This window comes from Anaerofustis stercorihominis (assembly GCF_024623185.1).
Lineage (GTDB): Bacteria > Bacillota > Clostridia > Eubacteriales > Anaerofustaceae > Anaerofustis.
The window spans coordinates 18,180-39,491 of the sequence record NZ_JANJZK010000002.1; the positions used below are offsets into that span (position 1 = coordinate 18,180).

The window sequence follows — 21,312 nt, forward strand, 5'->3', positions numbered from 1 at the left end:
ATAGCCAATATAGTTGATAGAGAAAGTCAGCTTTATTGGTTATTTAGCTTGGGAGGAAATTATGTCAAAATTTAGCGTAAAAAAGCCTTTAACGATTTTTGTTGCAGTTATCGGGATTATAATATTAGGTATCGTTTCATTTACCGAGATGACTCCTGATTTGCTTCCGAATATAAACATGCCTTATGCGGTGGTAATGACTTCGTATTCCGGAGCAAGTCCCGAAACCGTTGAAAGCGTCGTCACAAAACCTTTGGAAAAAGGGATTGCAACAACGGAAGGTCTTAAAAATATAACATCGACTTCAAATGAGAATTACTCACTTGTAATGCTTGAATTCAATGATGATGTGAATATGGATTCCACTGTTGTAGATTTGAGAGATAAGATATCCATGGTCGAAGGATATTGGCCCGAAGAAGTCAGTACTCCTTATATATTAAAAATGAACCCTAATATGATGCCCGTTATGGTAAGTACGGTAAGCATGAAAGGGGAAGATACTAAGGCTTTGTCATCTATGCTTGAGGAGAAGGTTATACCTGCTCTTGAGGGTACCGACGGTGTAGCAAGTGTATCTACGAACGGTATGCTTGAAGACAGTATAAGCGTGGTATTGAGTGATAAGAAGATAAAAGATGTAAATAAGAAAATCACAAATGCCGTAAGCGACCAATTTGCTTCGGGCGAAAGCCAGCTTGCCAGCGGTAAAATTAAGATAGCAAGCGGAGAAAAAGCTATCAATGCTCAAATAAAAGAGCTGAACAGTAAGCTTAAGATGTTAAAATCTTCTAAAACCCAACTGGAAAAATTACAAGACACCATAACGGAACTTGAAGATAAAAAGACCGAACTTGATTTGACAGTAACGACTTTAAGTGCAATAGATCAGAGTATCAAAGAACTTGAAAATTCTCTTAAAACCACAGACCCAAACAGTGAAGAATATAAGACCATAGTTGCAAGTTTAGCTGCTATAGATAAACAGCTCGCGAATATGGGACTTAAGAGAAGCGATGTTTCAAAGAGTCTTGCACAGGCGAAAGCCGGACAGAAGCAGATAGATCAGGCTTTAAATAAAATAGATAAAAATTTAAAAAAGGGCGGAGCGACCAGAAACAATTTATCGAGTAAGATAAAAGAAATAGATAATGGTATAAATTCCATAAATGCAGCTCTTCCTCAGTTATCGGCACAGCTATTATCCCTACAAAGCGGTAAAAAAGAAATAGCAAGCGGAGAAAGCGAACTTCAGGCGGCTAAAAAAAGTGCTTTGGATAAAATCGATATGTCTAAGACCCTGACTAAGGATATGATTTCGGGGATACTTACGGCTCAGAACTTTTCTATGCCCGCTGGATATGTTACCGAAGACGGAGTGGATTATCTTGTTAGAGTCGGAGATAAATTCAAGAGTGTAAATGAACTTAAAAATGTAACTATAATGGATATGGGTATCGACGGATTAAAACCTATAAAATTAAGCGATGTTGCTGATGTTATGGTAAGCGATAATTCCGATGTCACCTATGCTAAAATCAATGGTCAGAACGGAGTTTTATTATCTTTTTCAAAACAGTCGGACTATTCGACAACGGATGTAGCGGATAATATAAATAAAAAATTTGAACAGCTGTCAAAGGATAATCCTAAACTAGAATTCGTTCCTTTGATGGATCAGGGGGATTATATCCATATAATCGTTAATTCAGTATTGAATAACTTGGTGGTAGGTTCAATCCTGGCTATCCTTATTCTTATACTTTTCTTAAAGGATATAAAACCGACTGCTATCATTGCGGTATCAATTCCATTGAGTGTTCTCTTTGCAATAGTGCTGATGTATTTTTCGGGAATAACCTTAAATGTTATTTCACTGTCGGGTCTTGCCGTCGGGGTAGGTATGCTGGTGGATAACTCGGTAGTGGTAATTGAAAATATATATAGGCTCAGAAGCAAAGGTTACAGTGTAATAAAAGCTTCGGTATCGGGAGCCATGCAGGTTGCCGGAGCGATAACTTCTTCAACCCTTACTACTATTTGTGTGTTCCTTCCAATAGTATTCGTAAAGGGTATAACGAAGCAGTTATTTACCGATATGGCCCTTACGATAGGATATTCCTTAATGGCGAGTTTGATAGTTGCACTGACTTTGGTTCCGGCAATGTCATCTAAGATGTTTAAAAAGACAAAAGATGTAAAGCATCCTTTCTTTGATAAAATGTTAAATAAATATAAAACCACGATAGGCTGGGCTTTAGACCATAAAATCATAGTTATCGGTGCAGCAGTGGGAACGCTTGTACTTAGTTTTGTACTCATAGGTTTCAGAGGTTTCAGTTTTATGCCCGAAGTCGATAGTGCTCAGATATCGGTGGAAATGGAAATGCCTAAAGATGCGGTTCTTGAAGATACGGTTAAGACTTCAGATAAAGCAATAAGCGCCATCCAAAAGATCAAAGGTGTGAAAACCGTGGGAGCTATGCTTGCTTCCAGTGATGCTACGGGTATGTCCGGCATGGCTGGAATAAATACCAACAGCTCCAATAAAGTTTCTATGTATGTTCTTGTTGACGAAGAAGCTGATGTAACGGGAAAGGAAGTTGCGGATAGTATAGAGAAACTATCAGACAGCCTAAACTGCGAAATAAAAGCCTCGGGTTCATCTTCTATGAGTGAAGCGTCTTCTGCTTTAGGCGGAAGCGGTGTAAGTCTAAAAATATATGCGGACGATCTAGATACTCTCCAGACTACCGCAAAATCCGTTGGAAGTAAAATAAAAGGCATTGAAGGGATAGATGAAGTAGATAACGGAGTCATGGAAACTACTCCCGAAATAAAAGTAACCGTAGATAAAGCTAAAGCGATGAAGTACAATCTAACGGTGGCGCAGGTTTATGAAAAGCTATCTACACTTCTTACAAAACAAAAGATTTCTACCTCTCTTACACTTAACGGTGAGGATTATGATGTAGTCATTAAAAATAATAACCAAGATAAAATAAACAGAAAATATGTAGAGAACTATAAAGTTCCTTATTCAAAGTCAGACGGAAGTGAGTCAAGCGTTAAGCTTGAAAAGATAGCTACAGTAGATTCTGCAACCAGTCTCAATGCTATTGCAAGAGATAACCAGAAAAGGTATATAACCGTATCCGCCACATTAAAAGACGGATATAATGTAAGTCTTGTTACAAACGATGTAAAAAGCACATTGAAAGATTTTGCCCTTCCTTACGGAAGCAGTATAGAATACAGCGGTGAAAATGAAACTATTATGGAATCTATGGGTCAACTTGTTAAGATGATGTTACTTGCAATAATAATCATTTATTTGATCATGGTTGCTCAGTTCCAATCTCTGTTATCTCCGTTTATAGTAATGTTTACGATACCTCTTGCTTTTACCGGAGGTGCACTTGCATTATTTATAGCGGGAATGGAAATAAGCGTTATATCAATGGTAGGATTTGTAATGCTTGCGGGTATTATCGTTAATAACGGTATAGTGCTTATTGACTATATAAATCAGATAAGAGCAGAAGGGATGAAAAAGAGAGACGCTATAATAGATGGCGGGATGACAAGGATGAGACCTATATTGATGACGGCTCTTACTACTATTTTGGGGCTTTCAGCAATGGCTCTCGGTATAGGAACAGGTTCCGAAATGATGCAGCCGGTAGCCATCGTTTGTGTAGGCGGGCTGATCTATGCAACGTTTATGACTCTTTATGTAATTCCTGTACTATATGATATTTTTAATAAGAAAGATATAAGTGTTATAAGTGACGAAGATTTGGAAATAATTGATGATTAATAAAAAAAAGAGATAGATTATTCTATCTCTTTTTTATTCTAATGTGTCATTATATAATCTGCGGTGTCTTTATCTATTACCAGAGTATCTATATATTTACCTTTCAGAGCGGCTAGGATAGCTTCGTGTTTATCTTCTCCTCCGGTAATACAAACTACATTTTTACTTCTTTTTATTGAGTCGATATCTATTGCCATTACTCTGTTGTTAAAGTCACAGTCAATTTTGTTTCCGTCTTTATCGAAGTAATTTAGGCAAATATTTCCTACAGCGCCTTTTTCTTTCAATTCATTGTAATCTCTTGGATTTAAAAATTGCTGCTGTTCTTTTAATGACGAAGTTGAGTTTGCCATCAATCCCACACTTCCGAGGATTATATCGCAGTAGTTAAATAACGAAAACAGCTTTTTAAGACTTTCTTCCTGCATCAATGTATCTTTTGTTTCTTTGCTTGATACGAAAGTCGGGGCAAACATGTAGTAAGCTTTAGCGTCTATTTTTTCGGCGAAGTTTTTTGTGATATCATTTGTAAGCCTGGTGTCTCCGAGATTGTTTAGGCTTCCCACGAGTTGAAGAGCTTTTATGTTCTTATACTTTCCTTTCAAAACCGGAAAGTAATTTACAGTGTTATAAATAGTTCTTCCCCAAGATATACCTATAGTCAGATTATCCTCAAGCAAATCCATTACAAGTTCCACTCCCGCTCTGCCTAAAGAATGGAAAATATCCTCATCTTCCTGAGGCTGAGCGACCATAACTCTCTTTAATGAAAACTTTTTTTCTATTTCTGATTCTAAGTTTATCAGATATTCTTCGTAACCTTTGATATTTATGTCAACGATTCCAAGTTCTCTGCTCTTTTTAAGGAGTCTGTTTACTCTTTGCCTTGACATATGTAACCTTTGTGCAATCTCACTTTGGGTCAATTCTTGTTTATAATAGTAGTATGCTATCTTAGTTAGTATCTTTTCTTCAACCGCCATAACGACCTCCGTAACAAATGTTATTTTACGATATTATATCACAAATTGAGCAAATGTGCCAATATTTTTTATGAAAAAGTTTCAGCTTTATATGTAAATACATATTTCGGTTGAGTTTTCACATATATTGATTTACAATATAAATATGAAAACTATGTTTTTTATTTATTTTTTATATTTAATGTAAACGAAAAACATAGAAATATGTTGCGACAATGCAATATAAAAATATTGTAGGAGGGTTCGATTAATGAATTCATTTGAAGAAAAAAAGAAAGACAAAGATTTTATGCTTAAAGTTCTAAGAACTATGCTGACATCAAGACATTTCGAATTGAAAGTAAACGAAATGTTCATGGCAGGATTGATTCACGGAACGACTCATTTAGGCGTTGGGGAAGAAGCCTGTCATGCAGGTATCAGTCTGGGATTAAATCCCGATGACTGGATCGTTCCTACTCACAGAGGTCATGGTCACTGCTTGGCTAAAGGTGCTACACCTTATAACATGTTTTGTGAACTTTTTGCAAATTATCAGGGCGGATGTAAAGGTCTTGGAGGTTCGATGCATTATATAGACCTTGAACACTGCAATTTAGGTTCTTCTGCTATCGTTGGTGCAGGTGTTCCTACTGCTGTAGGAGCTGCTTATGCAATGAAGAGAGAAGGTAAAAAGAACTGCGTAGCTACTTTCTTCGGAGATGGTGCTTCAAGCCAAGGTATGGTTTTGGAAGGCATGAACTTAGCCAGTGTATGGGAAGCTCCCGTACTATTATGCTGCGAAAACAATAGATATGGTATGTCTACACCTGCTAAATACACTGTTTCAATAGAAGATATTGCTGACAGAGGACCTGCATTTAGTATCAAATCAAAGATCGTTGATGGAATGGATGTACTTGCTGTACTTGAAGCCGTAATGGAAGCAGGTGAATACTGCAGGACAGAAGGAAAACCATACTTATTGGAATTCAAGACTTACAGATATTTGGGACATTCAAAATCTGACCAAAGAAAGTACAGAACAAAAGAAGAAGAAGAAGATATGAAGAAAAATCATGATGCTATAGATAAATTTAAAAATGATTTGATAGCTATGAACATGATTACTGAAGAAGAGTTCGATGAGTTAGATAAAAAGATAGAAAAAGAAATAGACGATGCGGCTGATAAGGCTAAGAAAGTTGACGAAATCATCTCTGTAAAAGAAGCGATGAGTTACGTTTACGCTGAGTAGGAGGAGAAGATAAAAATGGGAAAAATATCTTATTTACAAGCTATAAAAGACGCGATGAGCGAAGAAATGCGTAGAGATGACACTGTTATCTTTATGGGTGAAGATATAGGTTTATACGGAGGTTGTTTCGGTGTCAGCAGAGGAATGTTTGATGAATTCGGTCCTGAAAGAGTTAAGGATATGCCTATTTCCGAAACAGGATTTACATATGCGGCATTCGGTATGGCGATGTTCGGCATGAGACCTATCGTTGAAATCATGTTTGGTGACTTCGTATCGTTGGTAGTTGACCCTATAGTAAACGGCGCTGCTAAATACAGATTTATGACAGGCGGGCTCGTTAAAGCTCCTATGGTACTAAGAACTCCTTTCGGCTCAGGTACAGGCGCTGCCGCTCAGCATTCACAGTGTTTGGAATCTTTATTCCTAAATACACCTGGTTTAAAAGTTGTTATGCCTGCGACTGCTTATGATGCAAAAGGTTTATTGAAATCAGCTATCAGAGATGACAATCCTGTATGCTTCTTTGAAAATAAATTATTATACAGAACCAACGGTGAAGTTCCTGAAGAAGAATATACAATTGAACTCGGAAAAGCCGATGTAAAAAAAGAAGGAAGCGATATTACATTAATCGCTTGGTCAAGAACTTTATTATTCTGTGTGGAAGCTGCGGAAAAATTAGCCGAAGAAGGAATAAGCTGTGAAGTCGTAGACCTTAGAACTCTCAGACCTCTTGATACTAAAACGATTATAGATTCAGTATGTAAAACAGGTAAAGCCTTAGTAGTATATGAAGCTCCTAAGTTAGGCGGATTCGGGGGAGAAGTAGTTGCTACTATAAATGAAAGCGAAGCATTCTATCATTTGGATGCTCCTGTTGAAAGACTTGGCGGTATGGAAATACCTGTTCCATATAACCCTATAATAGAAAAACAAATCGTTCCTTCAGTAGAAGATATTGTAGCAAAAGTAAAAGAAATGATGTAAGGAGGATAAGTTAATATGAGTAAAATATTAGCAACTCCAGCTGCTAGAGTCGCTGCAAAGGAAAAAAACATTGACCTTAGTACGGTTAAAGGGACAGGAAAACTTGGAGCGATCGTTTTAAAAGATTTGGATAATGTGGCTGTTTTAATAGGAAAAGATAGAGGGCTTAAAGTTACGCCTGTTGCCAAGAATGCAATGAATTATTATGGTGTAAGTTTAGATGATGTAGCTCACGACGGAAACAAAGTTAAAAAAGAAAATGTTATAAGTACTGTAACAAGAATGTCTAAAGATGAAGTTTCGGCAGTTCCTGTAACACCTGCTATGGAAGAAAAGGTTATTCCTTATAAGGGTATGAGAAAAGCCATCGGAGACAACATGATGACTTCTATTCAAGGTTCTCCTCAGGTATCTCACTTTGCGGATATCGATACTACAGAATTTATGGATATATTCGAAAAAACTAAAGTTATATTCAAAGAAAAATATAATAAGAAAATTACTGTTACTGATTTCTTAATCAAAGCGGTAAGTCTTACTTTACAAAAATGTCCTAAAGTCAATGCAAACTTTGACGGTAAAGAAATCTATAGAAGAGGTACTGTTAATATAGGTTTGGCGGTTGCTCAGGATGAAGGATTGGTTGTACCTGTATTTAACGGTGTTGAAAATAAAAGTATTTTCGATATCTGTGATGAAAGAGCTGAAATCGTTCCTCAGGCTAGGGATAATAAACTAAGCGGAAAATATTATAAAGGTGCAACATTTACGATAAGTAATACCGGAAGAAGCGTAAATAACTTCTTTACGCCTATTATAAACCCGGGTGAAGTTGCAATACTCGGAGTTGGCAGAACAGCTGAAATGCCTGCGGTTGTAAACGGCGAAATTGTAATAAGAACATTCACCGGTTTCAGTATTACAATCGATCATAGAGTTTTAGACGGAATGGATGCAGTTAACTTCTTGAATACATTAAATGAAGTGATAAGCAATCCTATTAATATTTTATTATAATATAGGAGAATTGATTAGAATATGGGAAAATATATGTTAATGCCAAAACTTGATATGTCTATGGAAGAAGGACAAATTCTAAAATGGATGTGTAAAGTCGGCGATAAAACAAAAAGAGGCGATATTGTAGTTGAAGTCGAAACAGGAAAAGTTGCTCTTGAAGTAGATAATCCAACGGCTGACGGTACGATACTTGCATTATATGTAGACGAAGGAGATGACGTTAAGGTCAATACTCCTATTATGTACATAGGTGAAGAAGGCGAAATTCCTCCTACAAAAGAAGAAGCTTTGGGCGGCGGTGATAAATCAGAACCTAAAGAGGAAAAGAAAAAAGCTGCACCTAAAAAAGCAAAAGTTTCATTAGATGATTTTAAAGGAAAATTCATGTTAATGCCAAAACTAGACATGTCTATGGAAGAAGGACAAATTTTAAAATGGATGTGTAAAGTCGGCGATGAAACAAAAAGAGGCGATATAGTCGTTGAAGTGGAAACAGGCAAGGTAGCCCTTGAAGTAGACAATCCTACAGCTGATGGCACTATCCTGGCTTTATATGCAGAAGAAGGTGAAGATGTCAAAGTTAATGAACCTATTATATTTATAGGTGAAAAAGGTTCGACTCCTCCTACAAAAGAAGAAGCTATGATAATTACTCATCCCGAACTTGCTGATGAAGCAGAGGATAGTGCAGAAGATGAAGCCCCTTCAAATTCTCATGATTATGATTTGGCTGTAATAGGTGCAGGTCCGGGCGGATATGTCTGTGCGATAAGAGCCGCTCAGCTTGGTGCTAAAGTTGTTATTTTCGAAAAAGAACATATCGGTGGTGTCTGCTTAAATAAAGGATGTATTCCTACAAAAGCATTTGTTAAAAATGCGGAAGTTTTAAGAGAAGTTAAGCATGCCGATGAAATGGGGATCGAAGTTGAATCTTTCAAAACTAACTGGTCTAAGGTCATTGAAAGGAAAAACGGGGTTGTTTCAAAACTTACCGGCGGTGTAAGCGGTTTATTAAAACGTCATAAAGTAGAAGTGGTTATGGGTGAAGCCGTAATCAATACCGAACACGAAATTTTAGTGGGAGATAAATCATATGATGTAGATAATATCGTAATTGCATGCGGTAGTGATTCGGTTATGATACCTATAGAAAACGACAACAGTGTTAAAGTTTATGATTCTGAAGGAATGCTTAATATTGATAAACTTCCCGAAGATCTTGTAATCATTGGCGGCGGTGTTATCGGCGTTGAACTTGCAGGAATAATGAACGAGTTTGGTGTAAATGTAACGATCGTTGAAATGCTTGACAGTATTCTTGCAATGGCTGACGATGATGTGATACAAGTCGTTGATAGAGAACTTAGAAATCATGGTATAGATATTATAACGGGAGTAGGTGCAAGTAAACTTGCAGGCGGAAACGTTGTTCTATCTGACGGCAGAGAAATAAAAGCAGATGCTGTTCTTATGTCTGTAGGAAGAAAACCTGTTAAAGTTGCAAGTAATATAAATATTCTTGTAAGTGAAAGAGGATTTGTTGAAATAGACAATAAACTAAGAACCAGTGTAGATAATATTTATGCTATCGGTGATGTTACAGGTAAGGTAATGCTTGCACATACAGCCAGCAGACAAGGTATTGTTGTTGCAGAAGACTTATACGGAGAAGGTGCAGCAGTAGATTACAGCAGAATACCTTCTTGTGTATTCACTATTCCTGAAGTTGCTTGGATTGGCTTAAATGAAAAACAAGCCGAAGAACTCGGTATTCCTTATAAGTCAAGCAAAATGCCTTTCGCAGGCGTAGGTAAAGCTCTTGCAATGAATGATACTACTGGTTTCGTTAAAGTAATCACAGATGAAAGATTTGATGAAATTATTGGGGTACATATCGTAGGGCTAAATGCATCAGATATAGTTGCACAGGGTGCAATCGCTATAGATTTGGAAGCAACCAGTGAAGAAATCGCAAATATTACTTTTGCACATCCAACCTTAAGTGAAGGTTTTATGGAAGCATGTGAAGGTATAAGCGGCAAAATGATTCACGGTTAATTAAATAAGTAGTAGTTTTTCACAAAAAAACTCGTAAGGATAAAACCTGCGGGTTTTTTTGTTGACTTTGTAATAATAATTCTTTACACTTAGAACGAAGTAAAATTACCGGGAGTTATTATGAAGTTACTTATTGAGCAGTCCCTTGACATAAAGGAGCCGGAGATTACAATAAAATGCGGGCTTATGGATGAAAGACTGAAAAAATTAATTGAACAGATAAAGTTATATTCCTTTTCTGTAATGGGGTTTAAAGACGGCAGCAGGTCTGCTGTTGCACTTGAAAATATTTATTACTTTGAGTCGGTGGATAATAAGACATTTTTATATACATTTGATGAGGTATACGAATGCGACAAAAAACTATATGAATTGGAAGAAATTTTAAAGCAGACTTCATTTGTAAGGGTGAGTAAAAAATGTATTTTAAATTCTAATTGTATAAAGAAAGTAAGACCTCAGCTCAGCGGCAGGATAGAGGCGATTTTAGATAATGACGAACATGTGATAGTATCAAAACATTATACAAAAGATTTTAAAGAGAAGTTTATATAATAGGAGAAAAAGAATGAAAAAATTAATAACTATATGTTCTACGAGTTTTACCGTTGTAATTTTACTTACAACTTTGTTGGTAGATACTGACCTCTCTCCCGATATAAACAGATTTATTATACTTCAGTTATTTTTGATGTCACTTACTATATCGGTTTTATTGGTTTTACTTGATAAATTTGAAGATAAAATGAGTGAGTACTATGACAGTAATTTAATAAGAGGTATATTAAGCAGAATAATAATATGTTACCTTGTTGTTTTTTTCGAGGGTGTATACTTTAAGATGTTCGATTTTTCATTATATTCACTTCTTTCAATAAGTCCTATAGTGATAATAGCATTTATAGTTACTTATATAGTTTCTTATATGATTTGCTACAAAGAAACTGAAGAAATAAATGAGGTCATAAAAAGAAAAAAGAACATTAAATAATCATATATAAAGAAAGACCGACAAAGCTGTCGGTCTTTTTATTTTGATATTTTGTCATCTTATACCCTCTAAAAGTCATCTTATATTAAGCTGTATTGAAATAAAATATATTTTTGATATTCTTAAAGCTATGGAGGAAATGTAAATGACAGAAAAAATAATTGAAGTTAAAGGACTTAAAAAAAGTTTTAATGATATTGAAGCTATTAAAGGTATAGACTTTTTTGTTAAAAAAGGACAGCTATTTTCATTTCTCGGTCCCAATGGGGCGGGGAAGTCAACGACAATAAAAATTTTATGTACTCTTCTTGATAAAAACGAAGGAGAAGTTTTTATTGGCGGATTTAGATTAGGTAATGATGATAATGAAATAAGAAAAGATATAGGTGTAGTTTTTCAGGACAGTATACTTGATGATTTGCTTACAGTCAAAGAAAATCTTATAACCAGAGGGAAGTTTTATGGGCTTACAAATGATAAGCTTAATGAAAAAGTAAATGAAGTAAGCAGTATATGCGAGCTTGGAGAATTTATTAATCGTCCATATGGGAAATTATCCGGAGGGCAGAGACGAAGAGCTGATATCGCAAGAGCACTTATAAACACACCTAAAATCTTATTCTTGGATGAGCCTACGACAGGTCTTGACCCAAAGACCAAAGACAGCGTATGGAATATGATTTTAAGGCTTAAAAAAGAAATAAATATGACTATATTCTTAACTACTCATTATATGGAAGAGGCAAGCTTAAGCGATTATATAACGATAATAGACCATGGTGAAATCGTTGTTCAGGGTACTCCTTATGACCTTAGAGATAAATATAGTAAGGATAAATTGAGGATAAAACCTAAGGATAAGGAGTCCCTTATAAATATATTAGACAGCAATATATTAGATTATAAAGAAGATAACGATGTTATTGTTATATTTTTAAACGATACATTGGAAGCTATTGATATACTGAGTAAACTAAAAGATGTCATCATAAGTTTTGAGGTGATTCATGGTTCGATGAATGATGTATTTTTAAATATAACTGGAGGTGAGCTTAATAATGATTAATATTGCAAAGAGGAATTTAAGGATATATTTTAGGCAGAAAAGTACAGTTTTCTTTTCATTGATGAGCGTATTTATAATAATTTTGTTATATGTTTTATTTCTTGGAAAAAACTTGACTTCTTCTTTGACCGCCAATGGGATTGACGGAGTGGAAAATTTGGTCAACAGTTGGGTAATGGCAGGTATAATATCCGTTGCTTCCATTACTACCACTATGGGTGCTTTTAATGTAATGGTAGAGGATAGGGTAAAAAACTTAAGCAAAGATTTTTTTTCTTCTCCAATCAAAAAAGTATCTATTGTCGGAGGTTATGTTCTTAGCTCATATATAGTCGGCTTAATAATGAGTGTCATAACTTTTATAGCTGCGGAATTTTTTATTTATTTTTCCGGGGGAGAAATTTTAAGTTTTACCAGTACACTAAAAGTTTTTGGGATAATACTAATATCTGTATTTATGTCAAGTTCTATGGTATTCTTTATCGTAAGTTTCTTCTATAGTCAAGGTGCTTTTTCCACTGCAAGTACTATAATCGGAACACTTATCGGTTTTGTTACCGGCATTTATTTTCCTATTTCGGTACTAACAAATTCCATGCAGTGGGTGATAAAACTGTTTCCGCTATCTCACTCAGCATCTCTTCTAAGGCAAGTCATGATGACAGGACCGATAGGGATATCTTTTGAACATGCAGGCACATTAAGGATAAACGAGTTTAAAGAGTCTATGGGGATAATCCTTAAATTTGGTGATTTTACATTGACACCTGCTATTCATATTTTGATTTTACTGGCTGTGGGGATTTTATTTTTCATTTTAGCAGTGCTTAATATATCAAGAAAAAGTAAACAAGTATAATTTTTATTATTTATAAAAGACTAACTTATAGATATGATTTAGTCTTTTTTTATATAATAAATATGAAAGCAAAAACAAGCTGTGCCGGTAAAAAGAGTAAATAAAAATACTTAAATATTGATAAAACCATTAAAATGTGTTAATATTTCAGTGTATAGAAGAGGTTAAAATCTAATATATAAAGCATTAGATAGGAGATATTTAACGATGTGTAAAATTGATAAAGCTGAAGCTATGAACGTAAGCGAATATACCGTAGCCTCAGATGTAAAAGTAATAGAAGAGAGAGCTTTTAAAGGTTTTAAAAATCTTAAAAAAGTTGTGGTTTCCGAAGGTGTAACGGTAATAGGCAACAGAGCTTTTGACGGATGCAGTAATCTTGAAGAAGTTGTTTTGCCAAGCAGTCTTAAAATAATAGGTAATTATGCATTCAAAGAATGTTCTAATTTAAAGAAGATCAATTTTCCTGAAGGGCTTGAAAAGATAGGAAATATTGCATTCTATAATTGTAAATCCCTTGAAGACATAGTAATTCCAAAGAGCATGGATAGTATCGGATATTATGTATTCTACGGATGTTCCGGACTTAGAAGTGTAAAAATCCCTGACAGTGTTAAGGATATCGATTTATTTGCATTCTACAAATGTGCTTCACTCAAAGACCTTAAACTTCCTGACAGCATAGAAAGTATAGGTGCTTATTCTTTCTCTAACTGTACGGGACTTTGTACTTTGACTCTTCCTAAGAGTCTTACAAATATAGGTATTTGTGCCTTTGACGGATGCAGTCATTTGGAAGAAATCATAATCCCCGAAAGCCTTACAAACATAAGCGATTATGCTTTTGACGGAGCTATAGGGCTTAAGAGACTTAATATTCCTAAGACCATTGAAAATATCGGAGCTTATGTATTTGCAAATTGTTCCAGCCTGGAATGTATCAATGTAGATAAAGACAATAAATTCTACTCAAGTGAAAACGGAGTATTATACGATAAAGATCAGACTACACTTCTTTGCTGCCCGGGCGGTAAAGATGAAGTAAATATCCTTGATAGTGTAACTGCAATAGGCGACAGAGCTTTCCTAGGATGCGGCAACCTTGAAAATGTTGAACTTTCCAATAATATCAAGAGTATCGGTAATTCTGCTTTTGACGGATGTAAATCTCTGGAAGAAATCAAAATCCCTAACAGTGTCGTAAGTATCGGTGCCGGAGCATTCGACGGATGCAGACACCTTACGGATATCGTAATCCCTAACAGTGTTGAAACTATTAAGCGAAGCGTATTCAATGGCTGCTGGAGACTTGAATCTATCACAGTACCTTTTGTAGGAAGCAGTGAAGATGATAATACTTACTTGGGATATTTTTTCGGTGCAAGTTCATATTACGAAAATGGTTCGATTGTACCTGCTTCATTAAAGGAAGTTACAGTTACTAAATCAAGTATAGACGATTATGCTTTCTTCCTATGTGCCGATTTAAAGAAAATCAATATAGGAGATGAAGTTGAAAGTATCGGAAGACTTGCTTTCCACAGATGTACTTCACTTAAAGAAATTTATATTCCAAAGAATGTAGTAAATATTGATATTGAAGTATTCTCCGGATGTAAAAATTTAGAAAAGATATTGGTTGATGAAGAAAATGAATACTATTCAAGTGAAGGAAGTATTTTATACGATAAAGAAAAGACTATTGTAGTTTGCTGTTCTGCGGGAAAAGGTTCTGTAATTGTTCCCGAAGGTGTTAAGAAGATTGAAAAGAGAGCGTTCAGTTACTGTGATAAAATCACAAATATTGCTCTTCCAAACACAGTTAAAGAAATCGGAGAAGAAGCATTCTTCGGATGTAAAAACTTATCTCAATTGGTAGTTCCTAATAATGTTACTACTATAAGAGATTATACTTTTGCAGGATTTTCAGGACTTAAGAGTATCACTATCCCAAACAGTGTATCGAGTATAGGTAACTATGCATTTGACGGCTGTTCAAAACTTGAATATATCACTCTTCCAAACAGTGTTGATATCATCGGTACGGGGGCATTTAATGATTGTTCCAATTTAAAAGACTTCATTATCCCTGAAAGTGTTAAAACTATAGCCGGATTTGCTTTTTATGACTGCGTAAGTCTTAAGACGATAAATATTCCTGAAAGTGTTGAAGAAATTGGCGAAAGAGCATTTGACGGCTGCAGCGGGCTTACTTCTGCTACTATAGGAAAATCAGTAAAACATTTAGGCAGATACATCTTTAATTACTGTCAAAATTTGAATAGTGTAACTATTTTAGGTGATGATACGGAAATAGGCGAAAATGCTTTTAAAGGCTGTGATAACCTATATTTATTCGTAAATAAAGATTCTAAAGCAGAAAAATATGCAGCTGAAAATGAAATAATTTGTATAGCCGAGTAGTGATAAAGCAAAAGACCATTCATGAAGGATGGTCTTTTTTTTGTTTTGATTATATTTATAAGTCATATTTGACCTTTTATAATTATTTTCCTTCAACAAACCACTTTGGTTCTTCATAAAACAAATACTTTATTTTTTCTAAAATCCTTACCGTATATCTAATTCCCTGACCTCCTACTTTTAAGCTTGCGGCTTTTCTTATGTCAAGTATTTCTTCTATTTCAAATTCTCTTGTGTCATCCCATATTATATGGGTCGGTGTTATCGAACCGTCTTCATGAAATATTGCTTTTACTTCTACAAATATTTTCTTCATAATGACCTCCTAAGGATGAAAAAAACTCTTTGGATAAATCGTATGTTCTTCTTTTGCATTAAGCTGTGACAGTTCTTTATCCGTAAGCATGAGTCCCCTTTTAATACTATGAAATCCAAATCTTCCTCTTATATTATCTATACACCTTTCAAGTTCTTCTTCTTTTTCAAGCTGTTGTATTTCGGGGATTAGAGAAAGCTGTTTTTTATCATTACTTACTAAGTTACAGCCCCTTACTCCCAGTGAACGTATCGGTGTATTGTCTATCCTTCTTGTCTTATATATTTCATATGCTTTTTCGAATATACCTTCGCTGCTGCATGAGGGGATTATCAAGGGGGCTTGCCTTTGATAAGAAAGCAGGTTTTTATCCCTTATGGTAAGCTGTACTGTTCTGCATGAATGTCCGTAGTCACGCAGTCTTGAAGCGACGCTTTCACACAGCAGGTAAAGAGTTATTTTTACATCTTCATCTGTTACCAAATCTTTTGGAGCGGTTGTACTGTTTCCTATGGTTTTCATAGGCGGACTGCTGTTATAATCTGATACTTCCGAGTTATCATATCCGTTTACCCAGCTGTATAATATAAGCCCGTTTTTACCAAGTAAGCTTTTAAGAAAGGAAGGTTTTGAATTTGCTACTTCTCCGAGAGTATATATCCCGGATTTGTTTAGTTTACTTTTTGTTGCTCTTCCAATATATATAAGTTCCTGTACCGGTAGTTTCCAAACGATGTTTTTAAAGTTTTCTCTTGTTATGATCGTTGTTGCGTCAGGCTTTTTCATATCAGAACCTAATTTTGCAAAGACTTTGTTGAAGCTTACCCCTACAGAAGCGGTGATCCCAAGTTCATATGTTATCCTTTTTCTTATTTCATCTGCTATTTTTTTGCCGTTTCCGAATAGCTTTGTACTGCTTGTTACATCAAGCCAGCATTCGTCAAGTCCGAAGCTTTCTATCTTATCAGTATAGTCTGCATATATTTCCTTGACCAGCGTTGAGTATTTTAAATAAATATCGTAATGAGGACTTACACATACGAGCCCCGGGCATTTTTGTTTTGCTTGCCATATTGCTTCTCCCGTTTGAACTCCGTATTTTTTTGCAATATAATTTTTAGCTAAAATGATACCGTGACGAAGTTCGGGGTTCCCCGATACCGCTACGGGCTTATTCCTGAGTGTTGGATTATAAAAACATTCTACCGAAGCATAAAAATTATTTAAATCACTGTGTAAAATTACTCTATCCATATAAACCACCTATTAGAACAGATGTTCTAATACTATTATATATATTAAAACTTTATTAATCTACAAGTAAATATTTCCAATTTATTGAGGTATAATATAATTATGTTAAGGAGGATAGAATATGTGCGGAAGATATACTTTTTATACTGATGAAGAGAATAGGGAAGCGATAAGGATTGCGCTTGAAATAGAGAAAAGATATGGTAAAGACAGTTTTAATAAAGGTGAGATCTTTCCCGGGAATAAAGTTCCCATATTAACTGATGAAAAAAACAAAATAGCACCGAAGTTATTTACTTGGGGGTTTCCAAATTTCAAAAATAAAGGACTTATCATAAATGCCAGAAGTGAGACTGCAGGGGAAAAGAGAATGTTTTCTTCCTCACTGAAACAAAGAAGATGTGTAATCCCTTCAACCGGATTTTTTGAGTGGAAGAAAGCAGAAGGAAAGAAGAACAAAGAAAAATATCTGTTCAATATACCGGGCAGCAAAATGGTTTATATGGCGGGTATTTATAATGAATTTGAAGGAGAAGAAAAATATGTCATTCTGACTACCGGTTCAAATGCTTCAATGAAAAATATTCATCACAGGATGCCTGTGATACTCGGAGAAAATTCTATCGAAAACTGGATTTACGATGATAAATTCGTGGATATTTTGTTTGATAGTGAAATGACGACTTTGGAAAAGAAGTTGGTTTAGTAACGATAAATTTCATTTATGTGACAATTTTATTTAGCCTAAGAGAAAATAGAATAACTCGTTTTATCATTTATATTAAGGAAGTTAAAATAAAAAAACTTTTAAAATATGTATATAGGTTAAGAACTTGACATAATAAAAGTTCATTATATTAGATTAAAGTTAAATAGTATAAATGTATTTTGTAAATAAATACAAGGGTTAATATTGTAAAGTCAAAACTTTAAAATAAATAAAAAGACCATTATATAATGGTCTTTTTTTATCATTTTCATTTATTTCTATTCATTTATTTTTTCGGTGAACATAAGCTGTTCGCTTGCTTCTTCCATTTTTTCATCCAAATGTTCTTCAAGGTCGTTTACGAAGTTTTCGAATTCCGGAAGTTCATGAAGTTTTTCTATTCCCGCCAGTCTTAAAAATTCTTTGGTGGTTTTAAAACTCATGGGTTTACCGATAACATCTTCCATTCTTCCTGCCTGTTCCACAAGTCCTCTGTCCATAAGCAGATCCAGTGAACTGCTTGATTTTACCCCTCTGATGAGTTCTATATCAAGTCTTGTGACGGGCTGTTTGTATGCGACTATGGCGAGTGTTTCAAGGGCTGCCTGAGATAATGTAGTAGTATTGTAATTTGTAAGAACTTTTTTTACATAATCAAAATATTCGCTTCTTGTTGCGAGCTGATATGTATCATCTGTCCTTACTATCTTAATTCCTCTCATATTGAAGTCATATTCGCTTTGAAGTTTTTTTAGTAAGGTCTCAGCATAGTTTTCGCTTATATCCAGTGCTTCTTTTATCGTTTTTATATTTACTCTGTCGCCTACGGCGAATAGAATACTTTCGATTATATTCATGAGTTCCTGTTCGTCTTTATTTATAAAATCACTCTTTATATCGCTCATTTGTACTCCTATATTCTTTCAAGTAATATATCGTCATATGCTTCATTTTGAATTAATTTGACCATATTCATTTTAAGCAGTTCAAGGGTAGCAAGAAATGTTGCTATAACGTATCCTTTTTTTACTTCTCCTTTAAACAAAGAGAAGAAGCTTATCTTTGTTTCCTTCTCCAGTACCTTCGTTATTGTAAGGATAGAGTCGTCTACTGAAAATGTATCCGTTTCGATAGTTTGGTTTTCACTGAATTCATTTACTCTCATTTTATGCTTTATTAAAATACTTCGAAGTGCCTTTGATAAAAGACTGACATCTATATCTTCGACGATATATTCTTCTTTTATTTCGCTGTAGTACTCAGGGTCTTTTGTAATCGTGCTGTTGTATATCTTTTCGCTTTCTTTAAGTTCTTTTGTAAGTTCTTTAAAAGCTTTATATTCGATAAGTCTTGCAACAAGATCTTCTCTTGGGTCTATTTCTTCTTCGTTTTCATCGACTTCCACGGGAAGGAGCATTTTCGATTTTATTTCCAAAAGCGTAGATGCCATGACTACAAATTCACTTGCTACTTCCATATCCAAATCGTTAAAGCTATAAATGTAATCCAGATACTGCTTAGTGATTTCTACGATAGGTATATCGTATATATCTATTTCATTCTTACTAATTAAATGGAGCAGTAAATCGAGGGGACCCTCGAAACTGCTCAGGTGTAAAATATTATTCTTCATTTTTATCCCTTATGGTAATAATACATTTAAAAACGGAGACATTATAGGGCTTAGTATATATCCTATTATTCCCGTTATAAGCAGTATGATAAGTAATAAGTAAAGATAGTGTTCATATTGATAAAACTTCATTTCAAGTCTGTCCGGAAGAAGGCTTGCCAAAATCTTCGAACCGTCAAGAGGCGGTACCGGTATAAGATTGAATGCCATAAGTGAAATATTGATTATAACTCCGTAGTAGAAGATATAAGTGAGCACTTCATTGTTTATGGGGATTATCACAAACTTTAATAGAACAGAAAATATCACTGCAAGTATCAAGTTTGAAAGAGGTCCGGCAAGGCTTATCAGAAGTGTTCCTGATTTCCTGTTTTTTAAATTCATCGGATTGAACGGAACGGGTCTTGCCCATCCGAAACCGAAAAATAACAATGAAACAAATCCTATAGGATCCAAATGCTTAGTCGGGTCCAGTGTCATCCTGCCTGAGACCCTTGCTGTCGGGTCTCCCAATTTATCCGCGGCGAATGCATGCGCAAATTCATGAACGCTGAGTGCCAGGATTATAGGCACCAGCATATATAACATCTGAATTATTCTTTCAGTACTAAATAAACTCATTTTTTCTCCTTAAATTAATCTTCCAGCCAGCTCGGAACGACATCGTTTTGAATAAGATTTTCATATGTGTCTTTTTTGACCATCAATTCCGCTTTGTCGTCTTTAAGTAAGACTACAGGAGGTGACTGAAGTCTGTTGTAGTGGCTTGCCATAGAATAGTTATATGCTCCTGTGTTAAGTACCGCAAGTATATCTCCCGGTGCTGCTTGAGGAAGAAGTATATCTTTTATTAACATATCCGTTTCGCAGCATTTTCCGCTGACGGTATAAAGTTCGTTTGCTTCTTTGTTGTATTTATTTGCTATGACAGCGTGGTAAATAGCTCCGTAAAGTGCGGGTCTCGGATTGTCCGCCATACCTCCGTCCACGCTTATGTATTTCCTTAAATAAGGTATTTCTTTTATTGTTCCTATCGAGTATAGAGTTATACCTGCGGGACCGATAATATACCTTCCCGGTTCAACGATGATTTTAGGAATTTTGATACCAAGTACATCGCATTGCTTTCTTATAATCTTACTTATTGTATGTACGTATTCTTCAACGTCGAACACAGGGTCATCGTGAAGATAATTTATACCAAATCCTCCGCCTAAGTTTAGTGCTTCGATTTCAACGCCCATTTCTTTGATGTTATATACTATTTCGAGCATTGTCGTTGCAGCTATTTCAAATGGTTTCGGAGAAGATATATCAGAACCGATATGACAGTGCACACCTGTTAGGTTTAGATATTCTTCGTCGATTATCATTCTTGCGGCTCTTACAGCCATGTTTACAGGGATACCGAATTTAGAGTCGATTCTTCCGGTTTGAATGTATTCATGGGTATGAGCTTCAACTCCGGGAGAAACTCTAAAATGTACATTTTGAACTGTTTTAAGTTCTCTTGCTATTCTTCCTACCAAACCTATTTCGTAGAAACTGTCTATGGTTATTACGCCTACTCCTGCTTCTATGGCTTCTCTTATTTCCTGTGCGGATTTATTGCTGCCGTGGAAACAAATTTTCTTTGGGTCTAAGCCTGCTTTCAGTGCGGTATAGATTTCTCCGCCGGAAACCGTATCTAAGGAAATCCCCTGCTGTTTAATTATTTTTACCATTGCTATATTCGTAAATGCTTTTCCCGCATAGTTAATATCATAATCTAAACCATATTCTTCAAAACTCTTCTTTATCAAGTCGATAGCTTCAATTATTTTGTTTTCGCTTATAACGTAAAGTGGGGTTCCGAATTTTTTTGCAAGTGCCACTGTATCATGTCCTGCAAAAATAAAATGTTCATTCATATTTTTTCTCCTGATTTAAAATTTTTTATTTAGCTTAATTAA

The 21,312-nt window shown here is 35.1% G+C and carries 18 protein-coding genes; 11 read left to right on the top strand and 7 right to left on the bottom strand.

The annotated features are described in order from the left end of the window. The first annotated feature begins 61 nt into the window (after positions 1 to 61). The gene (locus tag NSA01_RS01830; RefSeq protein WP_257479818.1) at positions 62 to 3,820 is read left to right on the top strand and encodes an efflux RND transporter permease subunit; all 3,759 of its coding nucleotides are present in this window, start codon (positions 62 to 64) and stop codon (positions 3,818 to 3,820) included. A gap of 38 nt (positions 3,821 to 3,858) precedes the next feature. On the opposite strand, the gene NSA01_RS01835 is transcribed toward NSA01_RS01830, so the two are convergent. Next, positions 3,859 to 4,803, bottom strand: coding sequence for a sugar-binding transcriptional regulator (locus tag NSA01_RS01835; protein WP_257479819.1), 945 nt, complete (start codon positions 4,801 to 4,803; stop codon positions 3,859 to 3,861). A 250-nt stretch (positions 4,804 to 5,053) separates the two neighbouring features. On the opposite strand from NSA01_RS01835, the gene NSA01_RS01840 reads away from it, so the two are divergent. From NSA01_RS01840 to NSA01_RS01880, 9 genes are all read left to right on the top strand, one after another. Then, positions 5,054 to 6,040 carry a thiamine pyrophosphate-dependent dehydrogenase E1 component subunit alpha gene (locus tag NSA01_RS01840; RefSeq protein ID WP_257479820.1) on the top strand — a complete coding sequence of 329 codons (987 nt, stop codon included), beginning with the start codon at positions 5,054 to 5,056 and terminating at the stop codon, positions 6,038 to 6,040. A 15-nt stretch (positions 6,041 to 6,055) separates the two neighbouring features. Continuing rightward, on the top strand, positions 6,056 to 7,030 hold the full coding sequence (locus NSA01_RS01845; protein WP_007048866.1) for an alpha-ketoacid dehydrogenase subunit beta: 975 nt from the start codon (positions 6,056 to 6,058) through the stop codon (positions 7,028 to 7,030). A 15-nt stretch (positions 7,031 to 7,045) separates the two neighbouring features. Further along, positions 7,046 to 8,047: a dihydrolipoamide acetyltransferase family protein gene (locus tag NSA01_RS01850; RefSeq protein WP_257479821.1), complete on the top strand. Its 1,002-nt coding sequence runs from the start codon at positions 7,046 to 7,048 to the stop codon at positions 8,045 to 8,047. 21 nt (positions 8,048 to 8,068) lie between these two features. Then, positions 8,069 to 10,108: a dihydrolipoyl dehydrogenase gene (lpdA, locus tag NSA01_RS01855; protein WP_257479822.1), complete on the top strand. Its 2,040-nt coding sequence runs from the start codon at positions 8,069 to 8,071 to the stop codon at positions 10,106 to 10,108. A gap of 120 nt (positions 10,109 to 10,228) precedes the next feature. Continuing rightward, entirely contained in the window at positions 10,229 to 10,663 is a 435-nt protein-coding gene (locus tag NSA01_RS01860; protein ID WP_257479823.1) for a LytTR family DNA-binding domain-containing protein, read from the top strand. A 13-nt stretch (positions 10,664 to 10,676) separates the two neighbouring features. Beyond that, a complete protein-coding gene (locus tag NSA01_RS01865; protein ID WP_257479824.1) occupies positions 10,677 to 11,099 on the top strand; it encodes a hypothetical protein in 423 nt (140 codons plus the stop codon). A 145-nt stretch (positions 11,100 to 11,244) separates the two neighbouring features. Further along, entirely contained in the window at positions 11,245 to 12,165 is a 921-nt protein-coding gene (locus tag NSA01_RS01870; RefSeq protein ID WP_257479825.1) for an ABC transporter ATP-binding protein, read from the top strand. Next, positions 12,158 to 13,024, top strand: coding sequence for an ABC transporter permease (locus NSA01_RS01875; protein WP_257479826.1), 867 nt, complete (start codon positions 12,158 to 12,160; stop codon positions 13,022 to 13,024). Before NSA01_RS01870 ends, NSA01_RS01875 begins: the two co-directional genes overlap by 8 nt. A gap of 207 nt (positions 13,025 to 13,231) precedes the next feature. Further along, on the top strand, positions 13,232 to 15,448 hold the full coding sequence (locus NSA01_RS01880) for a leucine-rich repeat domain-containing protein (protein ID WP_257479827.1): 2,217 nt from the start codon (positions 13,232 to 13,234) through the stop codon (positions 15,446 to 15,448). A gap of 82 nt (positions 15,449 to 15,530) precedes the next feature. Here the strand turns inward: NSA01_RS01880 and NSA01_RS01885 are convergent, their stop codons facing one another. Then, the gene (locus tag NSA01_RS01885; RefSeq protein ID WP_257479828.1) at positions 15,531 to 15,764 is read right to left on the bottom strand and encodes a hypothetical protein; all 234 of its coding nucleotides are present in this window, start codon (positions 15,762 to 15,764) and stop codon (positions 15,531 to 15,533) included. A 9-nt stretch (positions 15,765 to 15,773) separates the two neighbouring features. Next, entirely contained in the window at positions 15,774 to 17,018 is a 1,245-nt protein-coding gene (dinB, locus tag NSA01_RS01890) for a DNA polymerase IV (RefSeq protein WP_257479829.1), read from the bottom strand. 121 nt (positions 17,019 to 17,139) lie between these two features. Between dinB and NSA01_RS01895 the strand changes: the two genes are divergently transcribed. Beyond that, entirely contained in the window at positions 17,140 to 17,724 is a 585-nt protein-coding gene (locus tag NSA01_RS01895; protein WP_257479830.1) for an SOS response-associated peptidase, read from the top strand. 281 nt (positions 17,725 to 18,005) lie between these two features. Here the strand turns inward: NSA01_RS01895 and scpB are convergent, their stop codons facing one another. The 4 genes from scpB to lysA are packed head-to-tail and all read right to left on the bottom strand — an operon-like array spanning position 18,006 to position 21,270. Further along, entirely contained in the window at positions 18,006 to 18,632 is a 627-nt protein-coding gene (gene scpB, locus NSA01_RS01900; RefSeq protein ID WP_257479831.1) for an SMC-Scp complex subunit ScpB, read from the bottom strand. An 8-nt stretch (positions 18,633 to 18,640) separates the two neighbouring features. Further along, positions 18,641 to 19,360: a segregation and condensation protein A gene (locus NSA01_RS01905; RefSeq protein WP_257479832.1), complete on the bottom strand. Its 720-nt coding sequence runs from the start codon at positions 19,358 to 19,360 to the stop codon at positions 18,641 to 18,643. 9 nt (positions 19,361 to 19,369) lie between these two features. Beyond that, on the bottom strand, positions 19,370 to 19,981 hold the full coding sequence (locus NSA01_RS01910; protein WP_257479833.1) for a site-2 protease family protein: 612 nt from the start codon (positions 19,979 to 19,981) through the stop codon (positions 19,370 to 19,372). 14 nt (positions 19,982 to 19,995) lie between these two features. Further along, positions 19,996 to 21,270 (bottom strand): diaminopimelate decarboxylase, encoded by a 1,275-nt coding sequence (gene lysA / locus NSA01_RS01915; protein WP_257479834.1) that lies wholly within the window; start codon positions 21,268 to 21,270, stop codon positions 19,996 to 19,998. Positions 21,271 to 21,312: the final 42 nt, after the last annotated feature.

Bases quoted from the DNA above. Each gene is read 5' to 3' on its own strand.
- scpB (WP_257479831.1), bottom strand. From the start codon at position 18,632: ATGAGCGATATAAAGAGTGATTTTATAAATAAAGACGAACAGGAACTC.
- NSA01_RS01840 (WP_257479820.1), top strand. From the start codon at position 5,054: ATGAATTCATTTGAAGAAAAAAAGAAAGACAAAGATTTTATGCTTAAA.
- NSA01_RS01885 (WP_257479828.1), bottom strand. From the start codon at position 15,764: ATGAAGAAAATATTTGTAGAAGTAAAAGCAATATTTCATGAAGACGGT.
- NSA01_RS01905 (WP_257479832.1), bottom strand. From the start codon at position 19,360: ATGAAGAATAATATTTTACACCTGAGCAGTTTCGAGGGTCCCCTCGAT.
- NSA01_RS01845 (WP_007048866.1), top strand. From the start codon at position 6,056: ATGGGAAAAATATCTTATTTACAAGCTATAAAAGACGCGATGAGCGAA.
- NSA01_RS01870 (WP_257479825.1), top strand. From the start codon at position 11,245: ATGACAGAAAAAATAATTGAAGTTAAAGGACTTAAAAAAAGTTTTAAT.
- NSA01_RS01910 (WP_257479833.1), bottom strand. From the start codon at position 19,981: ATGAGTTTATTTAGTACTGAAAGAATAATTCAGATGTTATATATGCTG.
- NSA01_RS01880 (WP_257479827.1), top strand. From the start codon at position 13,232: ATGTGTAAAATTGATAAAGCTGAAGCTATGAACGTAAGCGAATATACC.
- NSA01_RS01865 (WP_257479824.1), top strand. From the start codon at position 10,677: ATGAAAAAATTAATAACTATATGTTCTACGAGTTTTACCGTTGTAATT.
- lysA (WP_257479834.1), bottom strand. From the start codon at position 21,270: ATGAATGAACATTTTATTTTTGCAGGACATGATACAGTGGCACTTGCA.
- NSA01_RS01850 (WP_257479821.1), top strand. From the start codon at position 7,046: ATGAGTAAAATATTAGCAACTCCAGCTGCTAGAGTCGCTGCAAAGGAA.
- NSA01_RS01835 (WP_257479819.1), bottom strand. From the start codon at position 4,803: ATGGCGGTTGAAGAAAAGATACTAACTAAGATAGCATACTACTATTAT.
- NSA01_RS01860 (WP_257479823.1), top strand. From the start codon at position 10,229: ATGAAGTTACTTATTGAGCAGTCCCTTGACATAAAGGAGCCGGAGATT.
- NSA01_RS01895 (WP_257479830.1), top strand. From the start codon at position 17,140: ATGTGCGGAAGATATACTTTTTATACTGATGAAGAGAATAGGGAAGCG.
- dinB (WP_257479829.1), bottom strand. From the start codon at position 17,018: ATGGATAGAGTAATTTTACACAGTGATTTAAATAATTTTTATGCTTCG.
- NSA01_RS01875 (WP_257479826.1), top strand. From the start codon at position 12,158: ATGATTAATATTGCAAAGAGGAATTTAAGGATATATTTTAGGCAGAAA.
- NSA01_RS01830 (WP_257479818.1), top strand. From the start codon at position 62: ATGTCAAAATTTAGCGTAAAAAAGCCTTTAACGATTTTTGTTGCAGTT.
- lpdA (WP_257479822.1), top strand. From the start codon at position 8,069: ATGGGAAAATATATGTTAATGCCAAAACTTGATATGTCTATGGAAGAA.